Origin of the sequence: Sphingopyxis sp., from assembly GCF_041916015.1 — a bacterium.
Lineage (GTDB): Bacteria > Pseudomonadota > Alphaproteobacteria > Sphingomonadales > Sphingomonadaceae > Sphingopyxis.
Map to the genome: position 1 here is coordinate 14236 of NZ_JAYSAH010000054.1, position 20334 is coordinate 34569.

The 20334-nt window shown below is 66.8% G+C and carries 28 protein-coding genes; 13 read left to right on the top strand and 15 right to left on the bottom strand.

Features of this window, described 5'->3' with window-relative positions; genetic code table 11:
* The 9 genes from gspG (at position 1) to ACE3SL_RS08850 (ending at position 6297) form a co-directional block, all read left to right on the top strand.
* On the top strand, positions 1-486 hold the full coding sequence (gene gspG, locus ACE3SL_RS08810; protein ID WP_374525387.1) for a type II secretion system major pseudopilin GspG: 486 nt from the start codon (positions 1-3) through the stop codon (positions 484-486).
* Positions 461-940 carry a GspH/FimT family pseudopilin gene (locus ACE3SL_RS08815; protein WP_374525362.1) on the top strand — a complete coding sequence of 160 codons (480 nt, stop codon included), beginning with the start codon at positions 461-463 and terminating at the stop codon, positions 938-940. Before gspG ends, ACE3SL_RS08815 begins: the two co-directional genes overlap by 26 nt.
* Positions 927-1316 carry a type II secretion system minor pseudopilin GspI gene (gene gspI / locus ACE3SL_RS08820; protein ID WP_374525363.1) on the top strand — a complete coding sequence of 130 codons (390 nt, stop codon included), beginning with the start codon at positions 927-929 and terminating at the stop codon, positions 1314-1316. The genes ACE3SL_RS08815 and gspI overlap by 14 nt, the downstream gene beginning before the upstream one ends.
* 68 nt (positions 1317-1384) lie before the next feature.
* Entirely contained in the window at positions 1385-2038 is a 654-nt protein-coding gene (gene gspJ, locus ACE3SL_RS08825) for a type II secretion system minor pseudopilin GspJ (protein ID WP_374525364.1), read from the top strand.
* Positions 2035-3042, top strand: coding sequence for a type II secretion system minor pseudopilin GspK (gspK, locus tag ACE3SL_RS08830; RefSeq protein WP_374525365.1), 1008 nt, complete (start codon positions 2035-2037; stop codon positions 3040-3042). The genes gspJ and gspK overlap by 4 nt, the downstream gene beginning before the upstream one ends.
* A gap of 1 nt (position 3043) precedes the next feature.
* Complete coding sequence (gene gspL, locus ACE3SL_RS08835) at positions 3044-4189, top strand: type II secretion system protein GspL (protein WP_374525366.1); 1146 nt, start codon at positions 3044-3046, stop codon at positions 4187-4189.
* Entirely contained in the window at positions 4186-4668 is a 483-nt protein-coding gene (gene gspM, locus ACE3SL_RS08840; protein ID WP_374525367.1) for a type II secretion system protein GspM, read from the top strand. Before gspL ends, gspM begins: the two co-directional genes overlap by 4 nt.
* Positions 4665-5381 carry a type II secretion system protein N gene (locus ACE3SL_RS08845; RefSeq protein WP_374525368.1) on the top strand — a complete coding sequence of 239 codons (717 nt, stop codon included), beginning with the start codon at positions 4665-4667 and terminating at the stop codon, positions 5379-5381. Before gspM ends, ACE3SL_RS08845 begins: the two co-directional genes overlap by 4 nt.
* Positions 5382-5565: 184 nt before the next feature.
* On the top strand, positions 5566-6297 hold the full coding sequence (locus ACE3SL_RS08850; RefSeq protein WP_374525369.1) for an A24 family peptidase: 732 nt from the start codon (positions 5566-5568) through the stop codon (positions 6295-6297).
* Here the strand turns inward: ACE3SL_RS08850 and pal are convergent.
* The 15 genes from pal to ACE3SL_RS08925 all read right to left on the bottom strand — a co-directional run bounded on the left by pal (position 6284) and on the right by ACE3SL_RS08925 (position 16010).
* Positions 6284-6793 carry a peptidoglycan-associated lipoprotein Pal gene (gene pal / locus ACE3SL_RS08855; protein ID WP_374525370.1) on the bottom strand — a complete coding sequence of 170 codons (510 nt, stop codon included), beginning with the start codon at positions 6791-6793 and terminating at the stop codon, positions 6284-6286. The two genes, ACE3SL_RS08850 and pal, sit on opposite strands and share 14 nt — an antisense overlap.
* Positions 6794-6904: 111 nt before the next feature.
* The gene (gene tolB, locus ACE3SL_RS08860) at positions 6905-8266 is read right to left on the bottom strand and encodes a Tol-Pal system beta propeller repeat protein TolB (RefSeq protein ID WP_374525371.1); all 1362 of its coding nucleotides are present in this window, start codon (positions 8264-8266) and stop codon (positions 6905-6907) included.
* Positions 8267-8272: 6 nt separating this feature from the next.
* The gene (locus ACE3SL_RS08865) at positions 8273-9094 is read right to left on the bottom strand and encodes a hypothetical protein (protein WP_374525372.1); all 822 of its coding nucleotides are present in this window, start codon (positions 9092-9094) and stop codon (positions 8273-8275) included.
* A gap of 9 nt (positions 9095-9103) precedes the next feature.
* On the bottom strand, positions 9104-9610 hold the full coding sequence (gene tolR, locus ACE3SL_RS08870) for a protein TolR (protein ID WP_374525373.1): 507 nt from the start codon (positions 9608-9610) through the stop codon (positions 9104-9106).
* On the bottom strand, positions 9610-10308 hold the full coding sequence (gene tolQ / locus ACE3SL_RS08875; protein ID WP_374525374.1) for a protein TolQ: 699 nt from the start codon (positions 10306-10308) through the stop codon (positions 9610-9612). The genes tolR and tolQ overlap by 1 nt, the downstream gene beginning before the upstream one ends.
* Positions 10302-10766 (bottom strand): YbgC/FadM family acyl-CoA thioesterase, encoded by a 465-nt coding sequence (locus ACE3SL_RS08880; RefSeq protein ID WP_374525375.1) that lies wholly within the window; start codon positions 10764-10766, stop codon positions 10302-10304. The genes tolQ and ACE3SL_RS08880 overlap by 7 nt, the downstream gene beginning before the upstream one ends.
* Before the next feature lie 193 nt (positions 10767-10959).
* Positions 10960-12030 carry a Holliday junction branch migration DNA helicase RuvB gene (gene ruvB, locus ACE3SL_RS08885; RefSeq protein ID WP_374525376.1) on the bottom strand — a complete coding sequence of 357 codons (1071 nt, stop codon included), beginning with the start codon at positions 12028-12030 and terminating at the stop codon, positions 10960-10962.
* Positions 12008-12349, bottom strand: a complete 342-nt coding sequence (locus ACE3SL_RS08890; protein ID WP_374525377.1) for a GIY-YIG nuclease family protein — start codon at positions 12347-12349, stop codon at positions 12008-12010. Before ACE3SL_RS08890 ends, ruvB begins: the two co-directional genes overlap by 23 nt.
* 68 nt (positions 12350-12417) lie before the next feature.
* Complete coding sequence (locus ACE3SL_RS08895) at positions 12418-12828, bottom strand: GFA family protein (protein ID WP_374525378.1); 411 nt, start codon at positions 12826-12828, stop codon at positions 12418-12420.
* Positions 12825-13424, bottom strand: a complete 600-nt coding sequence (gene ruvA, locus ACE3SL_RS08900) for a Holliday junction branch migration protein RuvA (protein WP_374525379.1) — start codon at positions 13422-13424, stop codon at positions 12825-12827. The genes ACE3SL_RS08895 and ruvA overlap by 4 nt, the downstream gene beginning before the upstream one ends.
* A gap of 233 nt (positions 13425-13657) precedes the next feature.
* Positions 13658-14131 (bottom strand): crossover junction endodeoxyribonuclease RuvC, encoded by a 474-nt coding sequence (gene ruvC / locus ACE3SL_RS08905; protein WP_374525388.1) that lies wholly within the window; start codon positions 14129-14131, stop codon positions 13658-13660.
* Between the two features lie 106 nt (positions 14132-14237).
* Positions 14238-14984 carry a YebC/PmpR family DNA-binding transcriptional regulator gene (locus ACE3SL_RS08910; protein ID WP_374525380.1) on the bottom strand — a complete coding sequence of 249 codons (747 nt, stop codon included), beginning with the start codon at positions 14982-14984 and terminating at the stop codon, positions 14238-14240.
* Between the two features lie 56 nt (positions 14985-15040).
* Entirely contained in the window at positions 15041-15358 is a 318-nt protein-coding gene (locus ACE3SL_RS08915; RefSeq protein ID WP_374525381.1) for a YbjQ family protein, read from the bottom strand.
* Positions 15359-15381: 23 nt separating this feature from the next.
* Positions 15382-15624, bottom strand: coding sequence for a DUF2312 domain-containing protein (locus tag ACE3SL_RS08920; RefSeq protein WP_058814959.1), 243 nt, complete (start codon positions 15622-15624; stop codon positions 15382-15384).
* A 56-nt stretch (positions 15625-15680) separates the two neighbouring features.
* Positions 15681-16010, bottom strand: coding sequence for a DUF1244 domain-containing protein (locus ACE3SL_RS08925; RefSeq protein WP_374525382.1), 330 nt, complete (start codon positions 16008-16010; stop codon positions 15681-15683).
* A 107-nt stretch (positions 16011-16117) separates the two neighbouring features.
* On the opposite strand from ACE3SL_RS08925, the gene pyk reads away from it, so the two are divergent.
* From pyk to ACE3SL_RS08945, 4 genes are all read left to right on the top strand, one after another.
* Positions 16118-17572, top strand: a complete 1455-nt coding sequence (gene pyk, locus ACE3SL_RS08930) for a pyruvate kinase (RefSeq protein WP_374525383.1) — start codon at positions 16118-16120, stop codon at positions 17570-17572.
* 186 nt (positions 17573-17758) lie between these two features.
* Positions 17759-18532 carry an arginyltransferase gene (locus ACE3SL_RS08935; protein ID WP_374525384.1) on the top strand — a complete coding sequence of 258 codons (774 nt, stop codon included), beginning with the start codon at positions 17759-17761 and terminating at the stop codon, positions 18530-18532.
* A 130-nt stretch (positions 18533-18662) separates the two neighbouring features.
* Entirely contained in the window at positions 18663-19052 is a 390-nt protein-coding gene (locus tag ACE3SL_RS08940) for a DUF3060 domain-containing protein (protein ID WP_374525385.1), read from the top strand.
* Between the two features lie 256 nt (positions 19053-19308).
* Positions 19309-20334 (top strand): NAD(P)/FAD-dependent oxidoreductase (locus ACE3SL_RS08945; RefSeq protein WP_374525386.1); only part of this gene is annotated, 1026 nt, incomplete at its 3' end.

The following is a 20334-nucleotide window of genomic DNA, read 5'->3' on the forward strand; positions in this document are numbered from 1 at the left end:
ATGTCGCTGATGCAGCTTTTCGTCCGCCTGATGGTCGATCCGTCCCGCCCCGATCGGCGGCGTAAGAAGGACGAGCGCGGCTTCACCCTGACCGAGCTGATGGTCGTGATCTTCATCATCGGCCTGCTCGCGACGGTGGTGATGATCAACGTTCTGCCAAGTCAGGACAAGGCGATGGTGACCAAGGCGAAGACCGACATCGCGACGCTCGAAAGCGCGCTCGAGCAATATCGCCTCGACAATCTCGTCTATCCCGCGACGACCGACGGGCTGAACGCGCTCGTCACGCCGCCGCCCGCACTGGCGCAGCCCGAGCGCTATCGTCGCGGCGGTTATATCAAGAAGCTGCCGGACGATCCTTGGGGACGCCCCTATAATTACCAGGCGCCCGCGGCGAACGGAAAGGCGTTCGATGTCTGGTCGCAGGGCGCCGACGGTGCGCCGGGCGGAACCGACGACAATGCCGACATCCACGGAGAAGGTTGAACCCCGCTGGGGCGAACGCGGCTTCACGCTCGTCGAACTGATGGTCGTGCTCGCGATCCTTGGACTCGCGGCGACCGCGGTCGTGCTGACGATCCCGGGCGAGGAGCGTACCGTGCGCAGCGAGGCCGACCGGCTCGCCTCGCGGCTTGCCGCGGCGCGCGATGTCGCGGTGATCGAGGGGCGCAGCGTGTCGGTGAATTTCGCGCCTTCGGGCTATGGGTTCGAGCGGAAAGTCGATGGCGGCTGGCAGCCGCTGCCCGGACGCGCCTTCGAGCAGCGCGGCTGGCCCGGCGGTGTTCGTTTTATGGGGGGTGACGGGCAGGCGACGGCGCGTGTCCTCTTCGACCGCATCGGCACCAGTTCGACGCCGCAAGCTGTGGCGCTGACGGGCGGCGATGCGCGCGAGGTCGTGCGAATCTCCGCGACGGGGGAGGTCAGCCGTGGCGAGCGATGACGTCGTTCGTCGTTCGCCATCCGGCGAACGCGGCTTTACCCTGCTCGAAATGCTGGTGGCGCTCAGCATCATCAGCATTGCGGCGCTGACGCTCGTCCGGCTCGATGCCTATGCGGTGCGGACGGCGGGCGACCTCGACGAAAGCACGATGGCGGGGATCGTCGCGCAGAACCGCGCGGTCGAACTGTGGACCGATCCGTCGCCGCCGACGATCGGGGCGAGCGCGAGCAGCGTCGCGAACGCTGGTCGCAACTGGCGGATTGAGCAGCGCGTCGCGAAGACCGCCGATCAGGAATTGCTGCGCATCGATCTGGTCGTGCGGCCCGAAAGCGGTCGCGGGCAGGCGGCGCTGACGATCATCAGGTCGTCGCGGTGAGGAAGGGTGCGAATCCCCGGTGTGTCCCCGCGAAGGCGGGGACCCAGAGCGGTGAAACGCGACGTTGCATGTTTCCGCTCTGGGCCCCCGCCTTCGCGGGGGAACGCGAAAGCGATAATGATCGTGGCTTCACTCTCGTCGAAATGCTCGTCGCGCTCTCGATCTTCGCGATGATCGCCGCGATGGGCGTGGGCCTGCTCCGCAGCAGCGTCGATACCCAGGATGCGGTGCAGCAGAGGCTCAAGGGCATGAGCGGGCTCAATCGCGTCCGCGCGGTCATGGCGAATGATCTGGCGCAGGCGGTGCAGCGCGCGACGCGCGGTCTGTCGGGGGAGAATGTTCCCGCTTTCCTTGGTTCTTCGACTGGTTTTGCGTTCGTTCATGGCGGTGCAGGCGCCGGTGACGGCAGCCCGCGCCCTAATGTCGAGCGCGTTGGTTATGCGCTGACCAGCGGCGAGTGGCGCCGCGCGACGCAGCCGATGCTCGACGGCACCGCGCTCTCTGACGGCGACCGGCTCGTCGGCGAGGTGTCCGCCGCCGCCGTCCGCTACCGCGACGAGAAGGGCAATTGGTCCGAAAGCTGGACGAGCGACCCCGGCGACCGCCTGCCGCGTGCGGTCGAGGTGCGGCTGACCCGCACCGGCCGCGCGCCGCTGACAATGCTGTTCCTGACCGCGCCGGCGGTGCCGCCGCCGCTGGTCGCACAGGCGCCGGCGCCATGACTCATCACGGGCACGAGGAACGCGGGGCGGCGCTGCTCGCGGTGCTGCTGCTCGTCGCGGTGATGGCGGTGATCGCGGCGACCGCGCTCGACCGGCTGATGCTCGCGACGCGGATCGCCGGGAGCGCCTCGACGGTCGATCAGGGCCGCGCCTACGCCTTCGCCGCCGAACAGATTGCGCTGCGCCGGGTTTCCAGCCTCGTCTCGCGCGACCCGACGCGGTTGACCCTCGACGACGGCTGGCTGGGACGCGATTTCACCTTGCCGCTTCCCGGCGGTGAGGGACACGCACGACTGACCGATGCGAACAACTGCTTCAACCTCAACAGTCTCGCCGCCGAGGTCGTGCCGGGCAAGTTCAGCCAGCGCGCGGGCGCGGTGGCGCAGTTCGCGGCGCTGATGAAGCTTGTCGGGATCAATGACGGCGAAGCGCAGCAGATCGCGGGCGCGACGGCCGACTGGATCGACAGCGACAGCAACGATGGCCCGCTCGGCGCCGAAGACAATGTCTATCGCGGGATGCAGGCGAGCTATCTGCCCGCGAACCGCAAGATGGCCGACGTCAGCGAACTGCGCGCGGTGCGCGGGGTGACGCCCAAAATCTATGCGCGGCTCAAGCCCTGGATCTGCGTGCTGCCGGTTGCCGAACCCGTGAAGCTCAACGTCAACACATTGACCCCCGAGCAGGCGCCGCTGATCGCGATGCTGGTGCCGGGTACATTGACCATCGCCGATGCGCGCGCGGCGCTGGCGGCGCGTCCCGCCGGCGGCTATGGCAGCAGCGTCCGATTCTGGGAGGCGCGGGTCTTCGAGGGCCGCAAGCCGCAGGACGATGTCGCCGCGCAGGCGGGGGTGAACAGTCGCTGGCTCGCGCTGACGACGCAGGTGAAGGTTGGGGACGGGGTTTTGACGGCAAGGTCGCTCATCGATGCGAACGGCGGCGCGGCTTCGGCTGGGCAGGCCTCGCCGGTGATCGTCCGCCGCGACTGGGGCGAAAGCAACTGACATGGGCCGCACCCTGATTCTCTGGCTGCCCCCGGTGGCGGCGCTCGGCGGCGAGACCGCGGTCCGCCCAGCCTGGCTGCGGGTCGACGACGGCGTAATCGTCGATTCGGGACAGGATGACGGCTGGGTCGATGCGTGGGAGCGGCCGCAGGATGACACGGCCGACGACCGGCTGATTGCGCTGGCGCCGGCGGTCGACGTGCCGCTGCGCTGGCATCATTATCCCGACGCTGCGCCCGCGCAGGCCGCTGCGGCAGCGCGGCTCGACGCGCTGAAAGGCAGTCTGGGCGACGCCGCCGCGCTGCACGTTGTTGCAGGCCCACCCGCGGAGGCGGGGCAGGCAGTGCCGGTCGCGGTGACGACGCATGCTGCGATGACGGCGTGGACCGAGTGGCTTGCCGGGCGGGGGCTGGCGCCGGCTGCGATCGTGCCCGCCGCAGCCACGGTTCCGCCGCCGGAGCCAGACACGCTGTGGCTCGCGGAGGTCGGCGGTGAGGCGATCGTTCGCACCGATGACCGCGCCTTCCTGTCGGACCCCGAACTCGACCCGCTGATCGCGGGCGAGCGCCATATAGCGCCGCTCGAGCCCGAGCGGATGCGCGAGGCGCTGCTGCTCTCGCTCGCCGCGCCGCCGCTCGATCTGCTCAGCGGGGCATGGAAGCCCAAGCGGGGCTGGGCGGTCGATCCGGCGCTGCTGCGGCTTGCGAAGCGGCTGCTGATCGCGCTTGCCGCGGTCAGCCTGCTGATCCCGATCGTCCATGCGGTCCGGTTGACGGCGGATACGAACCGCGCCGACGAGGCGACTGTCGCGATGGCGAAAAAGGCTGGCATCACTGCCGCGGATGCCGAAGCGGCGGAGGCCGAACTCGACCGGCGCCTCGCCGCCGCCGGTGGCGGGCCGCTGGCGTTCTCGGTGCCCGCGTCGGCGCTTTACGACGCGATGCGCGATACGCCGGGCGTATCGCTCAAGACCCTGTCGCATCGCACCGACGGGACGCTGACCACGACGCTCGCGGCGCCGCGGGTCGACGATATCAACACGGTGCTGCTCGCGCTGCAGGCGCATGGCTATCGCATCACCGCGCAGCCGATGGCGGGCACCGACGGTCAGCAGATGGCGAATGTAACGATCCGGGCGGTGCCATGATGGATGCAGTCAAAAGCTGGTGGAGCGGCCTGTCGATGCGCGAGCGCTGGCTCGTCGGCGTCGCCGGCGTGCTCGCGCTCGGCGTGCTCGGCTGGGCGATCGGCCGCTCCGCGGTCGCGGCCTTCGTCGACCTCGAAACCCGGCATGGCGCCGCGATCGAGCGCGAGGGCCGGGTCGCGGCAAAGGTCGCCTTGCTCGCGCGGCGCCCCGCGAAATCGGTGGCTTCGGCGGTCGATGCGATCCAGATCGACCAATATCTCGCCCAATCGGCGGGCGAGATCGGGCTGACGCTCGACCGCAACGAGGCGCGCGGGCAGGGGCAGGCGACGATCGCGATTGCGGCCGCCAAAGCGCCGGTGCTCACCGACTGGCTCGCGGGACTGGAAGGGCAGGGTTTCATCGTCGATCAGCTCACCATTGCCCCCGCTGCCGACGGCACCGTGGGCATGACCGCCGAACTGAGAAAGGCCGGACAATGAGCGTGCGCCGGCGCTGGATCGTCGCCGCCGCGTCGTTCGCGCTGATCCTGATCGTCGCGACCTTTCCGATGCGGCTGGCACTGTCGCTGGCGGGCGCGGGCGACGCCGGGATCGCGGCGCGCGAGGTTCGCGGTTCGATATGGTCGGGCGCGCTGATCGATGCGCGGCTCGGCGCCTTGCCGCTGGGCACCGTCCGCGCCAGCCTGTCGCCGCTCGCGCTGCTCGGCGGCGATATCGAACTTGCCTTTTCGCGGGCTGACGACCGGCTCGGGGCGCTGTCGGGACGGCTGCACGGCAGCAATCCGCGCGGCATGTCCGACGTCAATGGCACCACCTCGCTTTCGGGCGGGCTCGGGATGGTGCCGGTCGATACGATCCGCTTCGAGGGGGCGGCGGTACGTTTCGACGATGCGGGCCAATGCGTTGCGGCGGCGGGGCGGCTGCAACTGATGGTCAACGCGCCGCTCGCCGGGCTCGATCTGTCGCGCGGGCTGTCGGGGCCGCTGACCTGCGCGAACGGGCGTGCGCAGGCCGCGCTCGCGAGCCAGTCGGGGATGGAGCGGCTGACCCTGTCGTTCGACGGCAAGGGCGCGTATCGCGGGCAATTCGCGATCAACGTCGATCGCGATCCGGCGATGGCGGCGGCGCTGACGGTGCTCGGGTTCAAGCCCGGATCGAGCGGATATGTGCTGACGACGATGGGCCGGTTCTAGCGGCTCTTTGAAAGATCATGTTCCCCCGCGAAGGCGGGGGTCCATTTCCTGTTGGTGCGATTTTGAACCGGCCGGAGATGGGTCCCCGCCTTCGCGGGGACGCGGTGATTGCTCGAAGTTGGATAAGGGAAGGCTGGAGATTATTTCATCAACCCTTGATACCTTGCCCTTCGGCGCCTCTGTCATGCTTGCTGGTCTCGCCGGCCTCATTCTCGGCAGCTTCATCGCGACGCTGGTGCTGCGCTGGCCCGTCGGACGATCGGTGCTTGGACGCTCGCAATGCGACGGCTGCGGGCGCCCGCTGCGGGCATGGGAACTGGTGCCGCTCCTGTCGGCGCTGCTGGCGCGCGGAAAATGCGGCCGCTGCGGTGCCGGTATCGATCCGTTTCATGGCCGCGTCGAGCTGGTTTCGGGGCTGATCGGGGTCGTCGCGCTGGCGCTCCTGCCCGGTACGGCGGGCTGGCTCTGGGCGCTCTTCGGCTGGCTGCTGCTGCCGCTCGCGCTTCTCGACGCGCGCCACTTCTGGCTTCCCGATCGCCTGAGTGCCATTCTCGCGCTCGCAGGGCTCCTGCTGGCTGGGCCGATGCTGGGCACGGCTTTGCTCGATCGCTGGATTGCCGCCGCCGTGGGCGGACTGGGGCTTGCTGCGATCGCCTGGGTCTATCGCCGCGCGCGCGGCGCCGAGGGGATGGGCGGCGGCGATCCGAAGCTGGTCGCGGCGATCGGCTGCTGGCTCGGCTGGCAGGCGCTGCCGCTGGCGCTGCTGCTCGCCAGTCTCGGGGGGATCGGCTGGGCGCTTTTCGTCCAGCAAAAAGGGGACCAGCCGCTTGCCCGGCGGCGGGTCCCCTTCGGTCTGTTCGCGTGCATCGCGGCCTGGGCCGCGGTGCCGCTGTGGCTGCTGATCAGTTCCCGATGACGACGGTTACTGCGCGCCGGTTCTGCGCCCAGGCTTCCTCGTTCGAGCCCACCGCCGCCGGGCGTTCCTTGCCATAGCTGATCACGTTGATGCGCGACGGATCGACGCCCAGCGTCGCAAGGTAGTTTTTCGCGGCGTTGGCGCGGCGCTCGCCGAGCGCGATGTTGTAGTCGCGGGTGCCGCGCTCGTCGGCGTGGCCTTCCAGCGTGACGCGGACGGCGGGGTTGCGCGCGAGCCATTGCGCCTGGCTCTGCAGCGTCGCCTGATCCTCGGCATCGACATTATACTGATCGAAGCCGAAGAAAATCCGGTCCGACGAAACATTGGCGATAAAGTCTTGCTGCGATCCGGGGACCACGCCACCGGTATTCGATCCGGTATCGGTCCCGCTTCCTTCAGGAGCGGGCGGAAGTACTTCCGGCGCCTTCTTCGCGCATGCACCCACAGCAAGCATGGTGATCGCCGCGATCATCGCGGTTGTTTTGCGTATCGTCATCTTGTCTGTCCTCTTGTTGTTGCGTTTTTCAGTCGTGACCGCGGAGCATTAACCTGCATTGAACGCGCAGAGTCAAACCCCGCGGATTTCCTTTGGTTCCGCGGCTCCGGGTCAGGGCAGGATCGGCCCCCAGCTCGGGTCCGATCCGTCCTGCGGGGTCGGCAGGCGGCGCAGGTTCACGCCGGTCAGATCGACCTGCCATAGCGTCGACTTGCCGTCCTTGCCCGGCGAGGTGCGGAAGAACTGGATGACGCGGCCGTTCGGCGACCAGGTCGGCGCCTCATCCTGCCAGCTGTTGGTGAGCAGGCGCGTGCCGCCGCCCGACGGCGTCATCACCCCGACGCGGAACTCGCCGCCGCCCATCTTGGTGAAGGCAATGAGGTCGCCGCGCGGCGACCATTCGGGGGTGGCATAGCGGCCGCCGCCGAAGCTGATCCGCTGCTGGTTCGAACCGTCGATGTTCATCGTGTAGATTTGCTGGCTGCCCGACCGGTCGCTTTCGAACACGATCTTCTTGCCGTCGGGCGAGAAGCTGCCGCCGACATCGATTCCGGGCGTGCTGGTCAGCCGCACGGGGGTGCCGCCATTCGCCGAGATGCGATAGATGTCGGTGTTGCCGCCGACCGCCATCGAATAGAGAATCTGGGTACCATCGGGCGACCAGCGCGGCGCGAAGGTCGCGTTCCGGCTTTCGGTCACCAGCTTTTGCGTGCCCGCATTGACGTCGTAGATGAAGACGCGGACGCGGTCGTTCAGATAGCTGACGTAAACGATCTTCTTGTAATCGGGCGAGAAGCGCGGGCTGAGCGCGAGCGCCTGGCCGTTGGTGATGAAGCGGTGGTTGCCGCCGTCCGAGTCCATGATCGCGAGCCGCTTGATGCGGTTCCCCTTGGGGCCGCTCTCGGCGATATAGGCGACGCGGCTGTCGAAGAAGGGCGATTCGCCCGACAGGCGCGAATAGATGGCGTCGGCGCATTTATGCGCGGCGCGGCGCCAGTCGCCGGGCTGGATCTCATAGCCCTGGCGCACCAGTTCGCTGCCGAGATCGGTGTCGTAGAGATAGCAGCCGACGACGAGCCCGCCGGTGCCGCTCGCCTGCACGAAGCCGTGGACGACATTTTCGGCGTTGCGGGCCTTCCAGTCTGCGAATTGCGGCGCGCGCACCTCGGTCATGCTGATCGCGCGGACGCTGCCGGGGCCGAGCGGGGCGTAAAGCCCGCTGCGTTCGAGGTCGGCGGCGATCACGTCGGAAATCTGCTTGCCGAGGCTGGCGGTGTTGAGCCCCGCGACGTTCACCGCAGCGGGGGTCGCGAAGGCGGGGACCGCGATGACGGTGCGATCCTGCGAGAGCGTGCCCTCGATCGTTTCGCGCGGTTCGGTCGGCGCGGGGACGGCGGGCGGGTTGACCTGCGCGAAAGCCGGAGCGGCACCGAGCGCAAGAGCGAGTGAAAGGGCGATGGGGCGCAGGAGCATCTCTCTCTACCTTTTGATGAAATCGAGCGTGTAATTCTGCCAGAAGCTGTAATTTTCTTCCGGAAGATCGAAGGGGGCGGCGAGTTCGATCGCACGTTTCGCGCATTCCTGGTGCCGCTGGACCTGGAAGCGGTTGCTGTCATTCTGTCCCGAGGTTTCGACGCTGGTGAAACCGGCGAGGGCTCCCGCGGCGGTGAGGCGGAATTTGACCACGGTCTTGAGCTGATCGACATCGACGCCGGTGACCTTACACCCATTCCAGCGCGGGCCGACCTTAGCCTTGATGCTGACGTCGATCGAGCGGCGAACCTCGGCGGATGTCGTTGCAGCGGGTGCGCCTTTGCCCGCAGGCTTCTTGGGCTGCGACTTCGCGAGGCCGTCGATGATTCCGTCGAGGCGGCCGGTGGGGCCGGTCGTCGTTTTCTTCGGCGTCGCTTTCGGCGCCGGCTTCGGCGCCGCCTTTTGCGCGGCGGGCGGAGCCTTTTTGGGCGGAGTCGGGACCGGACGTGCCACCTGCTTCGGCGCCGGGGCGGGCGTCGGGCGCACCACAGGCTCGGGAAGCGGAGGCGGCGGGACGGGCTCGGGCGATGCGATGTCGGTCGCGTCTTCCTCGCCCAGCCGGGCGGCGGGCGGGGTCTCACTGATCACCGGTGCCGACGATTGCGGCGCGGTCTCGGCGATCAGATCGACTTCCATCGGCGGATTGTCGAAGCGCCGGTCGCCTGCGGTCCATTGCACCGAGAGCAGCCCGATCACGACGATATGCAGCGCCACCGCGATCGCGATGCCGGTCTTCTGATTCCCCCGGGATGCCGTTTGCGCCGCCATCGTCCCTGCCTATTGCGCCGCGTCTGAACCGTCGGTGACCGCGGCCTCGGCCGGCGCGGCGCCTTCCGATCCGGTCGTGACGAGCGCGATGCGCGACAGGCCGGCGCGGTTGAGCTCGCCCATGATCCGCATCACGCGGCCATAATCGAGCCCCTTGTCGGCGCGCAGCATGATCTGGCGCGGCTTGTCGCTGTCCTTTTGCGCGGCGGCGATCGCATCGAGCCGCGCGGGAAGCTCGGCCTCGGGCACGACCTCTTCGCCGATATAAATGGTGTCGTCTCCGTTGATCGACAGCTGCACCGGCTCCTGCTCCTCGGTCTCTACGGGCTTGGCGCGGCTTTCGGGCAGGTCGATCGGGACGGCGGAGGCAAGCAGCGGCGCGGTGATCATGAAGATGATCAGCAGCACCAGCATCACGTCGACGAGCGGCGTGACGTTGATCTCCGACATCGGCGCGCGGCGGCTGCCGCGCCCGCGCCGCCTGCCGGTCGCGCCCGAAGGTCCGCTCATCGCCATCAGGCTTCGACCTCCAGCTCGCGGCTGAACATCGCGTGCAGCCCGTCGGCGAAGCGGCCGAGCCGCGATTCAAGCCGGTTCAATCGCTGGGAGAAGGCATTGTAGGCGATCACCGCAGGGATGGCGGCGAACAGGCCGATCGCGGTCGCGAACAGCGCTTCGGCGATGCCGGGCGCGACGACGGCGAGGCTGCTGTTGTTCGAGGCGGCGATCGCGGTGAAGCTGCGCATGATGCCCCACACGGTGCCGAACAGGCCGACGAACGGCGCGACCGAGCCGATGGTCGCGAGTGTCCCGATCTTGTCGGCAAGCCGATCGACCTCACCCTCGACCGCGGCGTTCATCGCGACGCCGAGGCGTTCGCGCGTGCCCTCGCGATCGACGTTCTTGCCTGCGGTGGAGCGGCGCCATTCGGAGATACCCGCCGCGAAGACCTTCGCGCTCGGCAATTCCTCGCGGCCATTCTCGTCGTAGAATTTGTCGATATTGCCCGCGCGCCAGAAATCGCGCTCGAAGGTTTCGGACGCGCTCATCAACTTACGGACGCTGAAGCCGTGAGTCAGGATCACCGCCCAGACATAGATAGAGGCGAGCAGCAGGCCGATCATCACGCCTTTGACGATCCAGTCGGCCTGGATGAACAGCGCGATCGGCGACAGCGTCGCGGCGTCGGCCGCCAGCTTGATATTGTCTAGCAAGGGATGGTCTCTCCATTCATGATGGCGGTGAAGCGGTCGGCCCAGCCCGCTGGCTGGCGGCGCGGCCGGCCTTCGGGCGACAGGAAGGCGGCGGTAACACGCCCCTCGGTTAACGTGTCCTGACCGCGAAGGATGCGCTGCGCGATGATCACGCTCGCGCCGCGCACCGCCTCGACGGTGCTGACGACCAGCAAATCGTCGTCGAGCTTCGCGGGACTGCGGTATTTGATGGTCAGGTCGGTGACCGCCCATGCGCCTTCGCCGCTCTCCATCGCCGCGCGCTGGTCGATTCCGGCGAGGCGCAGCATGTCGGAGCGCGCGCGTTCCATATAGCGGAGGTAATTGGCGTGATAGACGATGCCCGACAGGTCGGTGTCCTCGAAATAGACGCGCGCCCGGTAATGATGCGCAGCCCCGACGAAGGCGCCGGGGATGAAGGGTGGGGGAACGTCCGCCATGGTTAAGACCGATAGCGGGGCATCGACTCGCCGCAAAGCCCTCTTCAACGGTTCGTCGCAGCGAAACGGCATTTGGTAGTTCCGTGCCCCTGCGAAGGCAGGGGCCCATCACATCCCGTTGCGACACCCTGCAGCCTTCTGCGAGTGGATGGACCGTCTGAAGATGGGCCCCTGCCTTCGCAGGGGCACGGGGCTATTTCCCTTGGTCGAAAAGCCCGTCTTGCGTGCCTGCAGGCGGATTGAGCCCCAGATGCTTCCACGCGCTGGCGTTGAGCATTCGCCCGCGTGCGGTGCGGGCGATCAGGCCGATCTGGAGCAGATAGGGCTCGATCACATCCTCGATCGTGTCGCGCGGCTCGCTGAGTCCCGCCGCGAGCGTGTCGGCGCCGACCGGGCCGCCGCGATAGATGTCGGCGATCATGGTGAGGTAGCGCCGATCCATCGCGTCGAGCCCGAGCGCATCGACCTCCAGCCGATTGAGCGCCGCGTCGGCGACCTTCGCATCGACGATCTGTGCCCCCGCCACCGTCGCGAAATCGCGCACGCGGCGGAGCAGCCGCCCGGCGATACGCGGGGTCCCGCGCGAGCGCTTCGCGATTTCGAGCGCGCCGTCGGGCGCGATACCCAGCCCGAGCAGCCGTGCGGCGCGGCCGATCACCTGTTCGAGCTCGCCATGCGTGTAGAAGTTGAGCCGCACCGGAATGCCGAAGCGGTCGCGCAGCGGCGTCGTCAGCAGGCCCTGCCGCGTCGTCGCGCCGACGAGCGTGAATTTCGGCAGGTCGATGCGGACGCTGCGCGCCGAGGGCCCCTCGCCGATCATGATGTCGAGCGCGCGGTCCTCCATCGCGGGGTAGAGGATTTCCTCGACCGCGGGCGACAGGCGGTGGATCTCGTCGATGAACAGGACGTCGCCGTCCTCAAGATTAGTGAGCAGCGCGGCAAGGTCGCCCGCCTTGGCGATCACCGGACCCGAGGTGGAGCGGAAACCGACGCCAAGCTCGCGCGCGACGATCTGCGCCAGCGTCGTCTTGCCGAGACCCGGCGGCCCGAAGAACAGCACATGGTCGAGCGCGTCTGACCGCGTCTTTGCCGCCTCAATGAAGATACGCAGATTCTCGCGCGCCGCCGCCTGCCCGACGAACTCGGCGAGCGATTTGGGGCGGAGCGCCGCGTCGGCGTCCTCGGGGGTGCGCAGGGGGGTGGTAAGGTCGGTCACGGTTTCGCGATAGCCATAAATCTCATCATGCTGAACTTGTTTCAGCATCCATGGCCTGGCCGATCGGCTCGGCACCGACTTCGAAGGCCAGGTCGCGCCATTTGGGATTGTCGGCTTCGATCAGGTTGATCTTCCATGCGCGATGCCAGTTTTTGAGCTGCCTTTCGCGGGTGATGGCATCGGCCATGGTTCCGAACAGTTCGAAATGGACGAGGCGATAGGTCCTATACTTTGCCGAAAAGCCTTTGGTCGCGCCGTTGCGGTGCTGCCAGATGAGCTGGACGAGATTCGAGGTGACGCCGATGTAGAGCGTGCCATTGAGATAACTCGCGAGAATATAGGCGCAGGGCTGAAAGATGTCGCGCATGGCCGCGCGCTCAGGGCCATGGATGCTGAAACAAGTTCAGCATGACGAAAGGGAGAGAAGGTGAGCACTCAGTCAAAGTGTTCGACCCCTTCGCCGGTAATCGAAACCCAAGGTTCCATCCGGTCCTCGTAAACCGAATAATCGGGTACGAAACCATGGCCCGGCTCGAAATTGCCGAGCGGTATTGCATAGGCGTCATGATAGGGCCGGGCTTTATACCAGACGCCCGAGCCGCAGGTGCCGCAAAAGAAGAAGTCCGCGGTGTTGCCGCTCTCGCCGGTATATTGCCACATCCTGGCGTTTGCCTCGCCCTCGATGCGGACCTGCTCGGCCGAAAAGCGAACCTGCGCGGCAAAGGCGCTGCCGCTGCGCGCCTTGCATTCGCGGCAATGACAGACCGACACGCGGATCGGCTCGCCGGTGCAGGTCATGCTGACCTGGCCGCAGCGGCAGGAGGCGCGGCGGACGCGGTCGCTCATTTGGCGGCCTTTTTGAGCGCGGCGCGAACGAGCGCGTCCAGCGTCGCCCCCACGCCTAGTGCCTCGCTGGCAGCGGCCACGGCGGCGCTTGCCTCCCCGGGCTTGAAGCCGAGGCCGGTGAGGGCGGTGACGGCATCGCCGAGCGGACCGGCTGCGGCGGAGACGGAGGGATTCGAACCCGCGATACCGCCCAGCGCCCCAGCCTTGTCCTTCAGCTCATGCGCGATCCGCTGTGCAAGCTTCGGCCCGACGCCGTTCGCACGCGCGATCATCGCGCTGTCGCCGCTCGCGAGCGCGCGTTGCAGGTCGCCGATCTCGAGAGCCGACAGGATCGCAAGCGCGACCTTCGCGCCGACGCCCTGCACGCTGGTGAGCAGGCGGAACCAGTCGCGCTCCTCGGCGCGCGCGAAGCCGAGCAGGCGCAGAAAATCCTCGCCGACCAGCATTTCGGTGTGGATGGTGACGTCGCCGCCGACCGCGCCCAGCGCGTCCAGGGTGCGCGCCGACGCCTCGACCAGATAGCCGACGCCGCCGACGTCGATCACTGCATGGCCTGCGCCGCTGCTGTCGAGCCGTCCGGTGAGTTTCGCGATCATTCGCCTTGCCTAGCGCGGTGAGAATGAAAAGGGAACAAATTTGGTTCGGGCGACGATTGGAAAATGGTTTCACGCGAAGGCGCGAACATGCTGTATCACCCAACCCCGTTCGCTCTGAGCTTGTCGAAGCACCGTTTTTCCTTCCTGCGGCCAAGAAGGAGCGGCCGTTCGGCAAGCTCAGGGCGAACGGCTTTGGGGTATCTCTCCGCGCCTCCGCGTCTCCGCGTGAACTTTCAAGCGCGCGGCCGGTGATTGGCGTGACAGATCGCCACCGCCAGCGCATCCGCTGCGTCCGCCCCCGCGACCTTCGCGCCAGGGAGCAGCACGCGGAGCATCGCCTGCACCTGCTCCTTCGCCGCGCCGCCGGTGCCGACGATCGCTTTCTTGACCAGCCGCGGCGCATATTCGCTGACGGTCAGCCCGCTGCGCGCGCAGGCGAGCAGGGCGACGCCGCGCGCGTGCGCGAGCTTCAGCGTCGATTGCGGATTGTCGTTGACGAAGACTTCCTCGACCGCCGCGCAGACGGGCGCATGGTCGGCGATCACTGCGGCGAGCACGGTGTCGAGATAGGCGAGCCGGTCGGGCAGGGCGGCCTTGGCGTCGGTTTTTACCTGCCCGTTGGCGATATGGCTGATCCGGCTGCCCTCGACGCGGATGACGCCCCAGCCGGTGCAGCTGAGCGAGGGGTCGAGGCCGAGGATGATCATGGGCAAAAGCCCCTCCCGCTTGCGGGAGGGGTTTGGGGTGGGCAGGGGAGGCGCCACATATCGGCCCACCCCCGACCCCTCCCGCAAGCGGGAGGGGAGGTGAGAGTCACCCCAGTTTCTCCATCACCGCGTCGGGGATTTCGTAATTGCCCCATACGGTCTGGACGTCGTCGTCGTCGTCGAGGGTGTCGATCAGCTTGAACAGCGTCTGCGCGACGCTTTCGTCGGCGACTTCGCTTTTCAGCGTCGGCTTCCACGCGAGCTTGACGCCTTCGGCCTCGCCGAGCTTGGCTTCGAGCGCCTTTGCGACTTCGTGCAAGGAATCGACGCTCGTCCAGATGTCGTGGCCGTCCTCCGACGATTCGACATCGTCGGCGCCGGCGTCGAGCGCGGCTTCGAACACGGTGTCGGCGTCGCCGGCGTTCGCGCCATAGTTGATCAGGCCGAGGCGGTCGAAGCCGTGGGACACGCTGCCGCTGGTGCCGAGGTTGCCGCCATTCTTGCTGAACGCGGTGCGGACGTTGGTTGCGGTGCGGTTGCGGTTGTCGGTGAGCGCTTCGACGATCAGCGACACGCCGCCGGGGCCATAGCCTTCGTAGCGGATTTCCTCGTAATTATCGCCGTCGTTGCCCGCCGCCTTGTCGATCGCGCGCTGGATATTGTCCTTCGGCATCGACTGCGCCTTGGCGGCGTTGACCGCGGCGCGGAGGCGCGCGTTCGCATCAGGATCGGGCAAGCCCATCTTCGCCGCGACGGTGATTTCGCGGCTCAGCTTCGAGAAGAGGCTGCTGCGTTTTTTATCCTGTGCACCCTTGCGGTGCATGATGTTCTTGAATTTACTATGGCCGGCCACAGCCACCCTCCATCGGATAGAAAAATGTGGCGTCGCCCCTAGCGCGACATGCGCGATCAGACAACTACGGCCGTCCCGCTGGCCGACACCATCAGCATCGACCCGTTCTGGCCGAGCACTTCATAATCGAGATCGACCCCGATCACCGCATTGCCGCCGAGGCGCGCGGCCTCGGCCTCCATTTCCTGGATCGCTTCCTTGCGGGCGCGGGCGAGGACGTCCTCATATTTGCCCGAGCGGCCGCCGACGATGTCGGTGATCGACGCGAACAGGTCGCGGAACAGATTGGCGCCGACGATCACCTCGCCGGTGACGATGCCCAGATATTCGCGGACCGGACGGCCTTCGACATTGTTCGTGGTGGTGCTGAACATCGTCACTCTCCTGTCAGGCGGGCTCAGGCGATTCCGAGCGCCGATTTGTAAACGTCGAGGATCGCTTCCATTTCCTTGCGGTCGTGGACGGGCATTTTGCGCAGGCGGACGATCTGACGCATGATCTTGGGATCATAGCCCTGCGACTTCGATTCGAGATAGACGTCGCGGATATCGTCGGCGATGCCCTTCTTTTCTTCTTCCAGCCGCTCGATGCGCTCGATGAAAAGGCGCAGTTGTTCGTCGGACACGGTGGCTTCGCTCATTTTGGACTCCGCTGAAGGTTGGATTGGGGGCGGCGAGAATCGCCTCGGGCGTCCGATTAGCGAGGTCCGGGATTCTTCGCCATGCTTTCTTCCATCCGGGCGAGTTGTTCGGGTGTGGCGGCGACATGGAAGCGCGCTTTCCACTCGGCGGTCGGCATGCCGTGGACGATCGCGCGGCCCGCTTCCTTGTCCATGGCGCCGGCCTCGGCGACCCAGTCGCCGAGGCAGTTGCGGCAGAATCCCGCAAGCCCCATCAGGTCGATATTCGCGGCGTCGCTGCGATGCTGGAGCAGGCGGACGAGGCGGCGAAAGGCCGCGGCGGCGACCGCATCGTCGAGGGTATCGAGCGCGTCGTTCGGGACGGTCCGGTCGTCGCTGCAGGACATGGCGTTATTCCTTCATCTGGGGCGTTGCATAGCTATACGCGGCTTGCCTTCGCCCGTGCAACGCGCCTAGGCAGGCGGCCGGCATTTTTCCAGTCTGCGGAGCATCTGTGGTCCAGAGTTTCACACCCCGCCAGCGCAAGGTGCGCATCCTGGCGACGCTTGGCCCCGCGAGCGCGAACCCCGGGATGATCGCGGCGCTACACCTGGCCGGAGCCGACGCCTTTCGCGTCAATATGAGCCATGGCGACCACGCGGGTCATGCCAAGGTCATCGCTGCAATCCGGGCGCTGGAGAAGGAGACCGGGCGTCCGACGACGATCCTTGTCGATCTGCAGGGGCCGAAGTTGCGTGTCGGGACGTTCCGCGACGGTCCCGCCGAACTGGTCAAGGGCAAGCCCTTCGTCCTCGACACCGACAAGGCGCCGGGCGATGCGACGCGCGTTCATCTGCCGCACCCCGAACTCTTCGCCGCGCTCGAACCCGATACGCGGTTACTGGTCGACGATGGCAAGCTGGTGCTGCGTGTGAAGAGCGTGACGCCCGACCGGATCGAGACGATCGTCGAGGTCGGCGGCAAGATTTCGGATCGCAAGGGCGTCAATGTCCCCGATGTCGTCGTCCCGCTCGCGGCGCTGACCGAGAAGGACCGCAAGGATCTGGCCTTCGCGCTCGAACAACATGTCGACTGGATCGCGCTGTCGTTCGTTCAGCGGCCCGAGGACGTCGCCGAGGCGCGGCGGCTGATCGGCGGCAAGGCGGCACTGCTCGTCAAGTTCGAGAAGCCCGCGGGGGTGCAGCGGCTCGAGGAGATATTGGAGATCGCCGACGCCGCGATGGTCGCGCGCGGCGACCTGGGCGTCGAGCTGCCGCCCGAAGCCGTGCCGCCGCTCCAGAAGCGCATCGTCGCGACCGCGCGGCGCATGGGCAAGCCGGTCGTCGTCGCGACGCAGATGCTCGAATCGATGATCGTCTCGCCCTCGCCGACGCGCGCTGAGGTCTCTGACGTCGCGACCGCGGTCTATGACGGCGCCGACGCGATCATGCTGTCGGCGGAAACCGCCGCGGGCGCCTGGCCGGTCGAAGCGGTCACCATGATGGACTCGATCGCGCGCTCGGTCGAAAGCGACCCCGACTATTTCCGCCGCCTGCATTTCACCGAGACCGCGCCCGACGCGACGACCGCCGATGCGCTCGCCGAGGCGGCGGGGAATATCATCCAGACGATCGCCGCCGACGCGATCATCTGTTTCACCGCATCGGGATCGACCGCGCGCCGCGTCGCGCGCGAGCGTCCGAACGCACCTTTGCTCGTCCTGACCCCGAAGCGCGATGCCGCACGGCGGATGGGGCTGCTCTGGGGCGCGCATGCGGTGCCGACCAAGGACATCGGCAGCTTCGAGGAGATGATTGCCAAGGGCAAGCGCATGGCGCTGCGCCACGGGATCGGCAAGGCGGGCGCGAAGCTCGTCATGATGGCGGGGGTGCCGTTCGGGACGCCGGGGTCGACCAACGTGCTTCACGTCGCGACGCTGACCGGCGACGAGCTGCGCGGATACAGCTGATCCGATTCAAATCGGCACAAAAGTTACCGCGCGATTCAGAAAATTTTCCGGTTGATTCAATCCGGAACAAACAAAAATGGTAAACGGTCTTTGCACCATTGACCGGGCGCGGCATATTCGCTGCATGTCGCGCGTCGGGACCCGCGTGGGGGGTATCCGCATCGCAAATCCGGAGGTCTGTCTCGCGTGTCCGCACCGTTCCGTTTTCCGCGCTTCTTCGTCACCAGCCCGGCGCCGTGCCCCTATCTGGAAGGCAAGACCGAGCGCAAGGTGTTCACCGAACTCAGCGGCAACAATGCGAATGAACTGAACGACGCGCTCGGCCGCATCGGCTTTCGCCGCAGCCAGTCGGTCGCCTATCGCCCGAGCTGCGCCGATTGCTCGGCCTGCGTGTCGGTGCGCGTCTGCGCCGATGAATTCGCGCCCAGCAATTCGCAGAAGCGCACGATCCGCCGCAACCGCGATCTCGTCGCGACCGCGTGCAAACCGTGGGCGACCGAGGAGCAATATGCACTGCTCCGCGCCTATCTCGGCTCGCGCCATCCGAACGGCGGCATGGCCGACATGGACGAGCAGGATTTCGCCGACATGGTCGAGCAGACGCCGGTCGACAGCTATATGATCGAATATCGCGAGCCGGCCGTCGACGGCAGCCGCGGCCGCCTCGTCGGCTGTTGCCTGACCGACCGGCAGGGCGACGGGCTGTCGATGATCTACAGCTTCTTCGACGCGAACCATCCGCTGCGCGAGGGGCTCGGCACCTATATCATCGCCGACCATGTGCTGCGCGCGGCGAAGGCCGGACTGCCCTATGTCTATCTCGGCTACTGGATCGAGGGATCGACGCGGATGGCATACAAGGCGCGCTTCCGGCCGCTCGAAAAGCTGGGCCCCGACGGCTGGGTGCGCTTCGAGCCGGGCCAGTCGGACCGCATCGCGGCAATGTTCGAACTGGCCTGACAGTCCTTATCGTCAACCCGGATCAAGTCCGGCGTGACGGGAAGGGCGCAGGTTAGCCCGTTGACGCGGGCGTTTTTCCATAGCATTGAACGACAAGGGAATTTCGAGGCGGGGAACGAAGGAGACGACCTTGTTCCACTATTCTGTCGCCGCGAAATATCTGCTTCCCACCATCGCCGTCAGCCTCGCCGTCACCGCCGCACCGCTCGCCGCGCAGCGGAACAACGGCACCGGAACGCGCGACGGCGCGGCCGTCAGCGGGGTCGATCAGGCACACCGGATCGACTGTGGCGGACAGCCCGCCGAAGTGTCGGGTTCGGGCAATCATATCGACTTCGTGGGCGATTGCCCCGGCCTGACCGTCAATGGCGTCGGCAACCAGATCAGCATCACCTTGCGTCCCGGCGCGCCGCTCACCGTGTCGGGCGTCGATAATGTCGTCACCTGGCGAATCGCGGGCAAGGGCAGGCCGCGCCTCGCGGTGAGCGGCGTCGACAATCAGGTGCGGCCGGGAGGGTAACGGGTCCGATGCCGTCGCCCGCCTTCGCGGGGGCGACGGGTTAGTTGCGAACGTCTCGCAGCAGCCGAAAACTCCGCCTCGCCAGTTGACCTTTTCCCGCTTTCAAGGGCATAGCTCTCCATCCAGGACATAAGTCCGGGTCGCATCCATATGTGGTCGCCCAGGGGTGGGCGATTGGGGGGATTAGGATGCCCGTTCGCGCCTTTGTGAGCATCAGGACCGGGATCGGCCGCGTTCGCCGCGAGGATGCGTACGCATGAGCGAGATCGTGAAGGTCGCGATCATTGGCTCGGGGCCCGCCGGGCTCAGCGCCGCGTCGCGCGCCGGACAGCTCGGCCTCAGTCATGTCCTGCTCGAAAAGACCGATCACCTCTCCGACACCATCTTCAAATATCAGAAGGGCAAGCGCGTCCTCGCGACGCCGGAGCGGCTCGACCTCCGCTCCGACTGCCGTTTTGCCGAGGGTGCGCGCGAATATATCCTCGCCAATTGGGACGAGGATGCCGCGAACAACAAGGTCAATGTCGTCCGGCACGCCGATGTCGCCGAAGTGACAGGACAGCAAGGCGCGTTCGAGATAAGGACTGCCAAGGGCGACATCTATCGGGCCGAGAATATCGTGCTGGCAATCGGGACGCAGGGCAATCCGAACCGGCTGCGCTGCGAGGGCAACGACCTGCCGCACATCATCTATCAGGTCGATGATCCGGAGGATTTCAAGGACAGGCATATCACCGTCGTCGGATCGGGCGACGCGGGGATCGAGAACGCGCTCGGCGTCGCCGAAGAGGCGCTGGAAAACACCGTCACCATCCTCAACCGCTCGAAGGATTTCGCGCGCGCCAAGGCCAAGAATGTCTCCGACATGATGGAGGCGGGCGAGAATGGCTTCATGTCGATCCGGACCGAGACGCAGCCGAAGAAGGTCGAACCGGGCTGGCTGACGCTCGAAACCCCGAACGGCGACGAGAAGATCGAGTGCGACGTGATCGTCGCGCGTTTGGGCTCGGTCGCGCCGCGCGGTTTCGTCGAATCGATGGGGATCGAGTTCACCGGCCCCGACCGCGAAGCCTTTCCGAAGCTGTCGCCGACCTTCGAATCGACCGTCCCCGGCATCTTCGTGATCGGCGCGCTCGCGGGCTATCCGCTGATCAAGCATTGCATGAACCAGGGCTATGACGTCGTCGAGTTCATCAACGGCAACACCGGCCTGACCCCGGCGGATGAAAAGGATCTGGCGGCGATCTTCGCGGCCCTGCCGCAGCAGAAATCGGTCAGCGAA

What these genes read in the sequence shown, in the direction of transcription:
- ACE3SL_RS08895 (WP_374525378.1), bottom strand. Translation starts at nt 12,828, where the DNA reads ATGAGCGACCGCGTCCGCCGCGCCTCCTGCCGCTGCGGCCAGGTCAGC.
- tolB (WP_374525371.1), bottom strand. Translation starts at nt 8,266, where the DNA reads ATGCTCCTGCGCCCCATCGCCCTTTCACTCGCTCTTGCGCTCGGTGCC.
- ACE3SL_RS08925 (WP_374525382.1), bottom strand. Translation starts at nt 16,010, where the DNA reads ATGTCCTGCAGCGACGACCGGACCGTCCCGAACGACGCGCTCGATACC.
- ruvC (WP_374525388.1), bottom strand. Translation starts at nt 14,131, where the DNA reads ATGATCATCCTCGGCCTCGACCCCTCGCTCAGCTGCACCGGCTGGGGC.
- ruvA (WP_374525379.1), bottom strand. Translation starts at nt 13,424, where the DNA reads ATGATCGCGAAACTCACCGGACGGCTCGACAGCAGCGGCGCAGGCCAT.
- ACE3SL_RS08865 (WP_374525372.1), bottom strand. Translation starts at nt 9,094, where the DNA reads ATGGCGGCGCAAACGGCATCCCGGGGGAATCAGAAGACCGGCATCGCG.
- gspM (WP_374525367.1), top strand. Translation starts at nt 4,186, where the DNA reads ATGATGGATGCAGTCAAAAGCTGGTGGAGCGGCCTGTCGATGCGCGAG.
- ACE3SL_RS08920 (WP_058814959.1), bottom strand. Translation starts at nt 15,624, where the DNA reads ATGAGCGAAGCCACCGTGTCCGACGAACAACTGCGCCTTTTCATCGAG.
- pal (WP_374525370.1), bottom strand. Translation starts at nt 6,793, where the DNA reads ATGACGATACGCAAAACAACCGCGATGATCGCGGCGATCACCATGCTT.
- gspK (WP_374525365.1), top strand. Translation starts at nt 2,035, where the DNA reads ATGACTCATCACGGGCACGAGGAACGCGGGGCGGCGCTGCTCGCGGTG.
- ruvB (WP_374525376.1), bottom strand. Translation starts at nt 12,030, where the DNA reads ATGCTGAAACAAGTTCAGCATGATGAGATTTATGGCTATCGCGAAACC.
- ACE3SL_RS08915 (WP_374525381.1), bottom strand. Translation starts at nt 15,358, where the DNA reads ATGTTCAGCACCACCACGAACAATGTCGAAGGCCGTCCGGTCCGCGAA.
- ACE3SL_RS08815 (WP_374525362.1), top strand. Translation starts at nt 461, where the DNA reads ATGCCGACATCCACGGAGAAGGTTGAACCCCGCTGGGGCGAACGCGGC.
- gspL (WP_374525366.1), top strand. Translation starts at nt 3,044, where the DNA reads ATGGGCCGCACCCTGATTCTCTGGCTGCCCCCGGTGGCGGCGCTCGGC.
- ACE3SL_RS08850 (WP_374525369.1), top strand. Translation starts at nt 5,566, where the DNA reads ATGCTTGCTGGTCTCGCCGGCCTCATTCTCGGCAGCTTCATCGCGACG.
- ACE3SL_RS08890 (WP_374525377.1), bottom strand. Translation starts at nt 12,349, where the DNA reads ATGCGCGACATCTTTCAGCCCTGCGCCTATATTCTCGCGAGTTATCTC.
- gspG (WP_374525387.1), top strand. Translation starts at nt 1, where the DNA reads ATGTCGCTGATGCAGCTTTTCGTCCGCCTGATGGTCGATCCGTCCCGC.
- ACE3SL_RS08845 (WP_374525368.1), top strand. Translation starts at nt 4,665, where the DNA reads ATGAGCGTGCGCCGGCGCTGGATCGTCGCCGCCGCGTCGTTCGCGCTG.
- tolR (WP_374525373.1), bottom strand. Translation starts at nt 9,610, where the DNA reads ATGGCGATGAGCGGACCTTCGGGCGCGACCGGCAGGCGGCGCGGGCGC.
- gspJ (WP_374525364.1), top strand. Translation starts at nt 1,385, where the DNA reads ATGTTTCCGCTCTGGGCCCCCGCCTTCGCGGGGGAACGCGAAAGCGAT.
- ACE3SL_RS08880 (WP_374525375.1), bottom strand. Translation starts at nt 10,766, where the DNA reads ATGGCGGACGTTCCCCCACCCTTCATCCCCGGCGCCTTCGTCGGGGCT.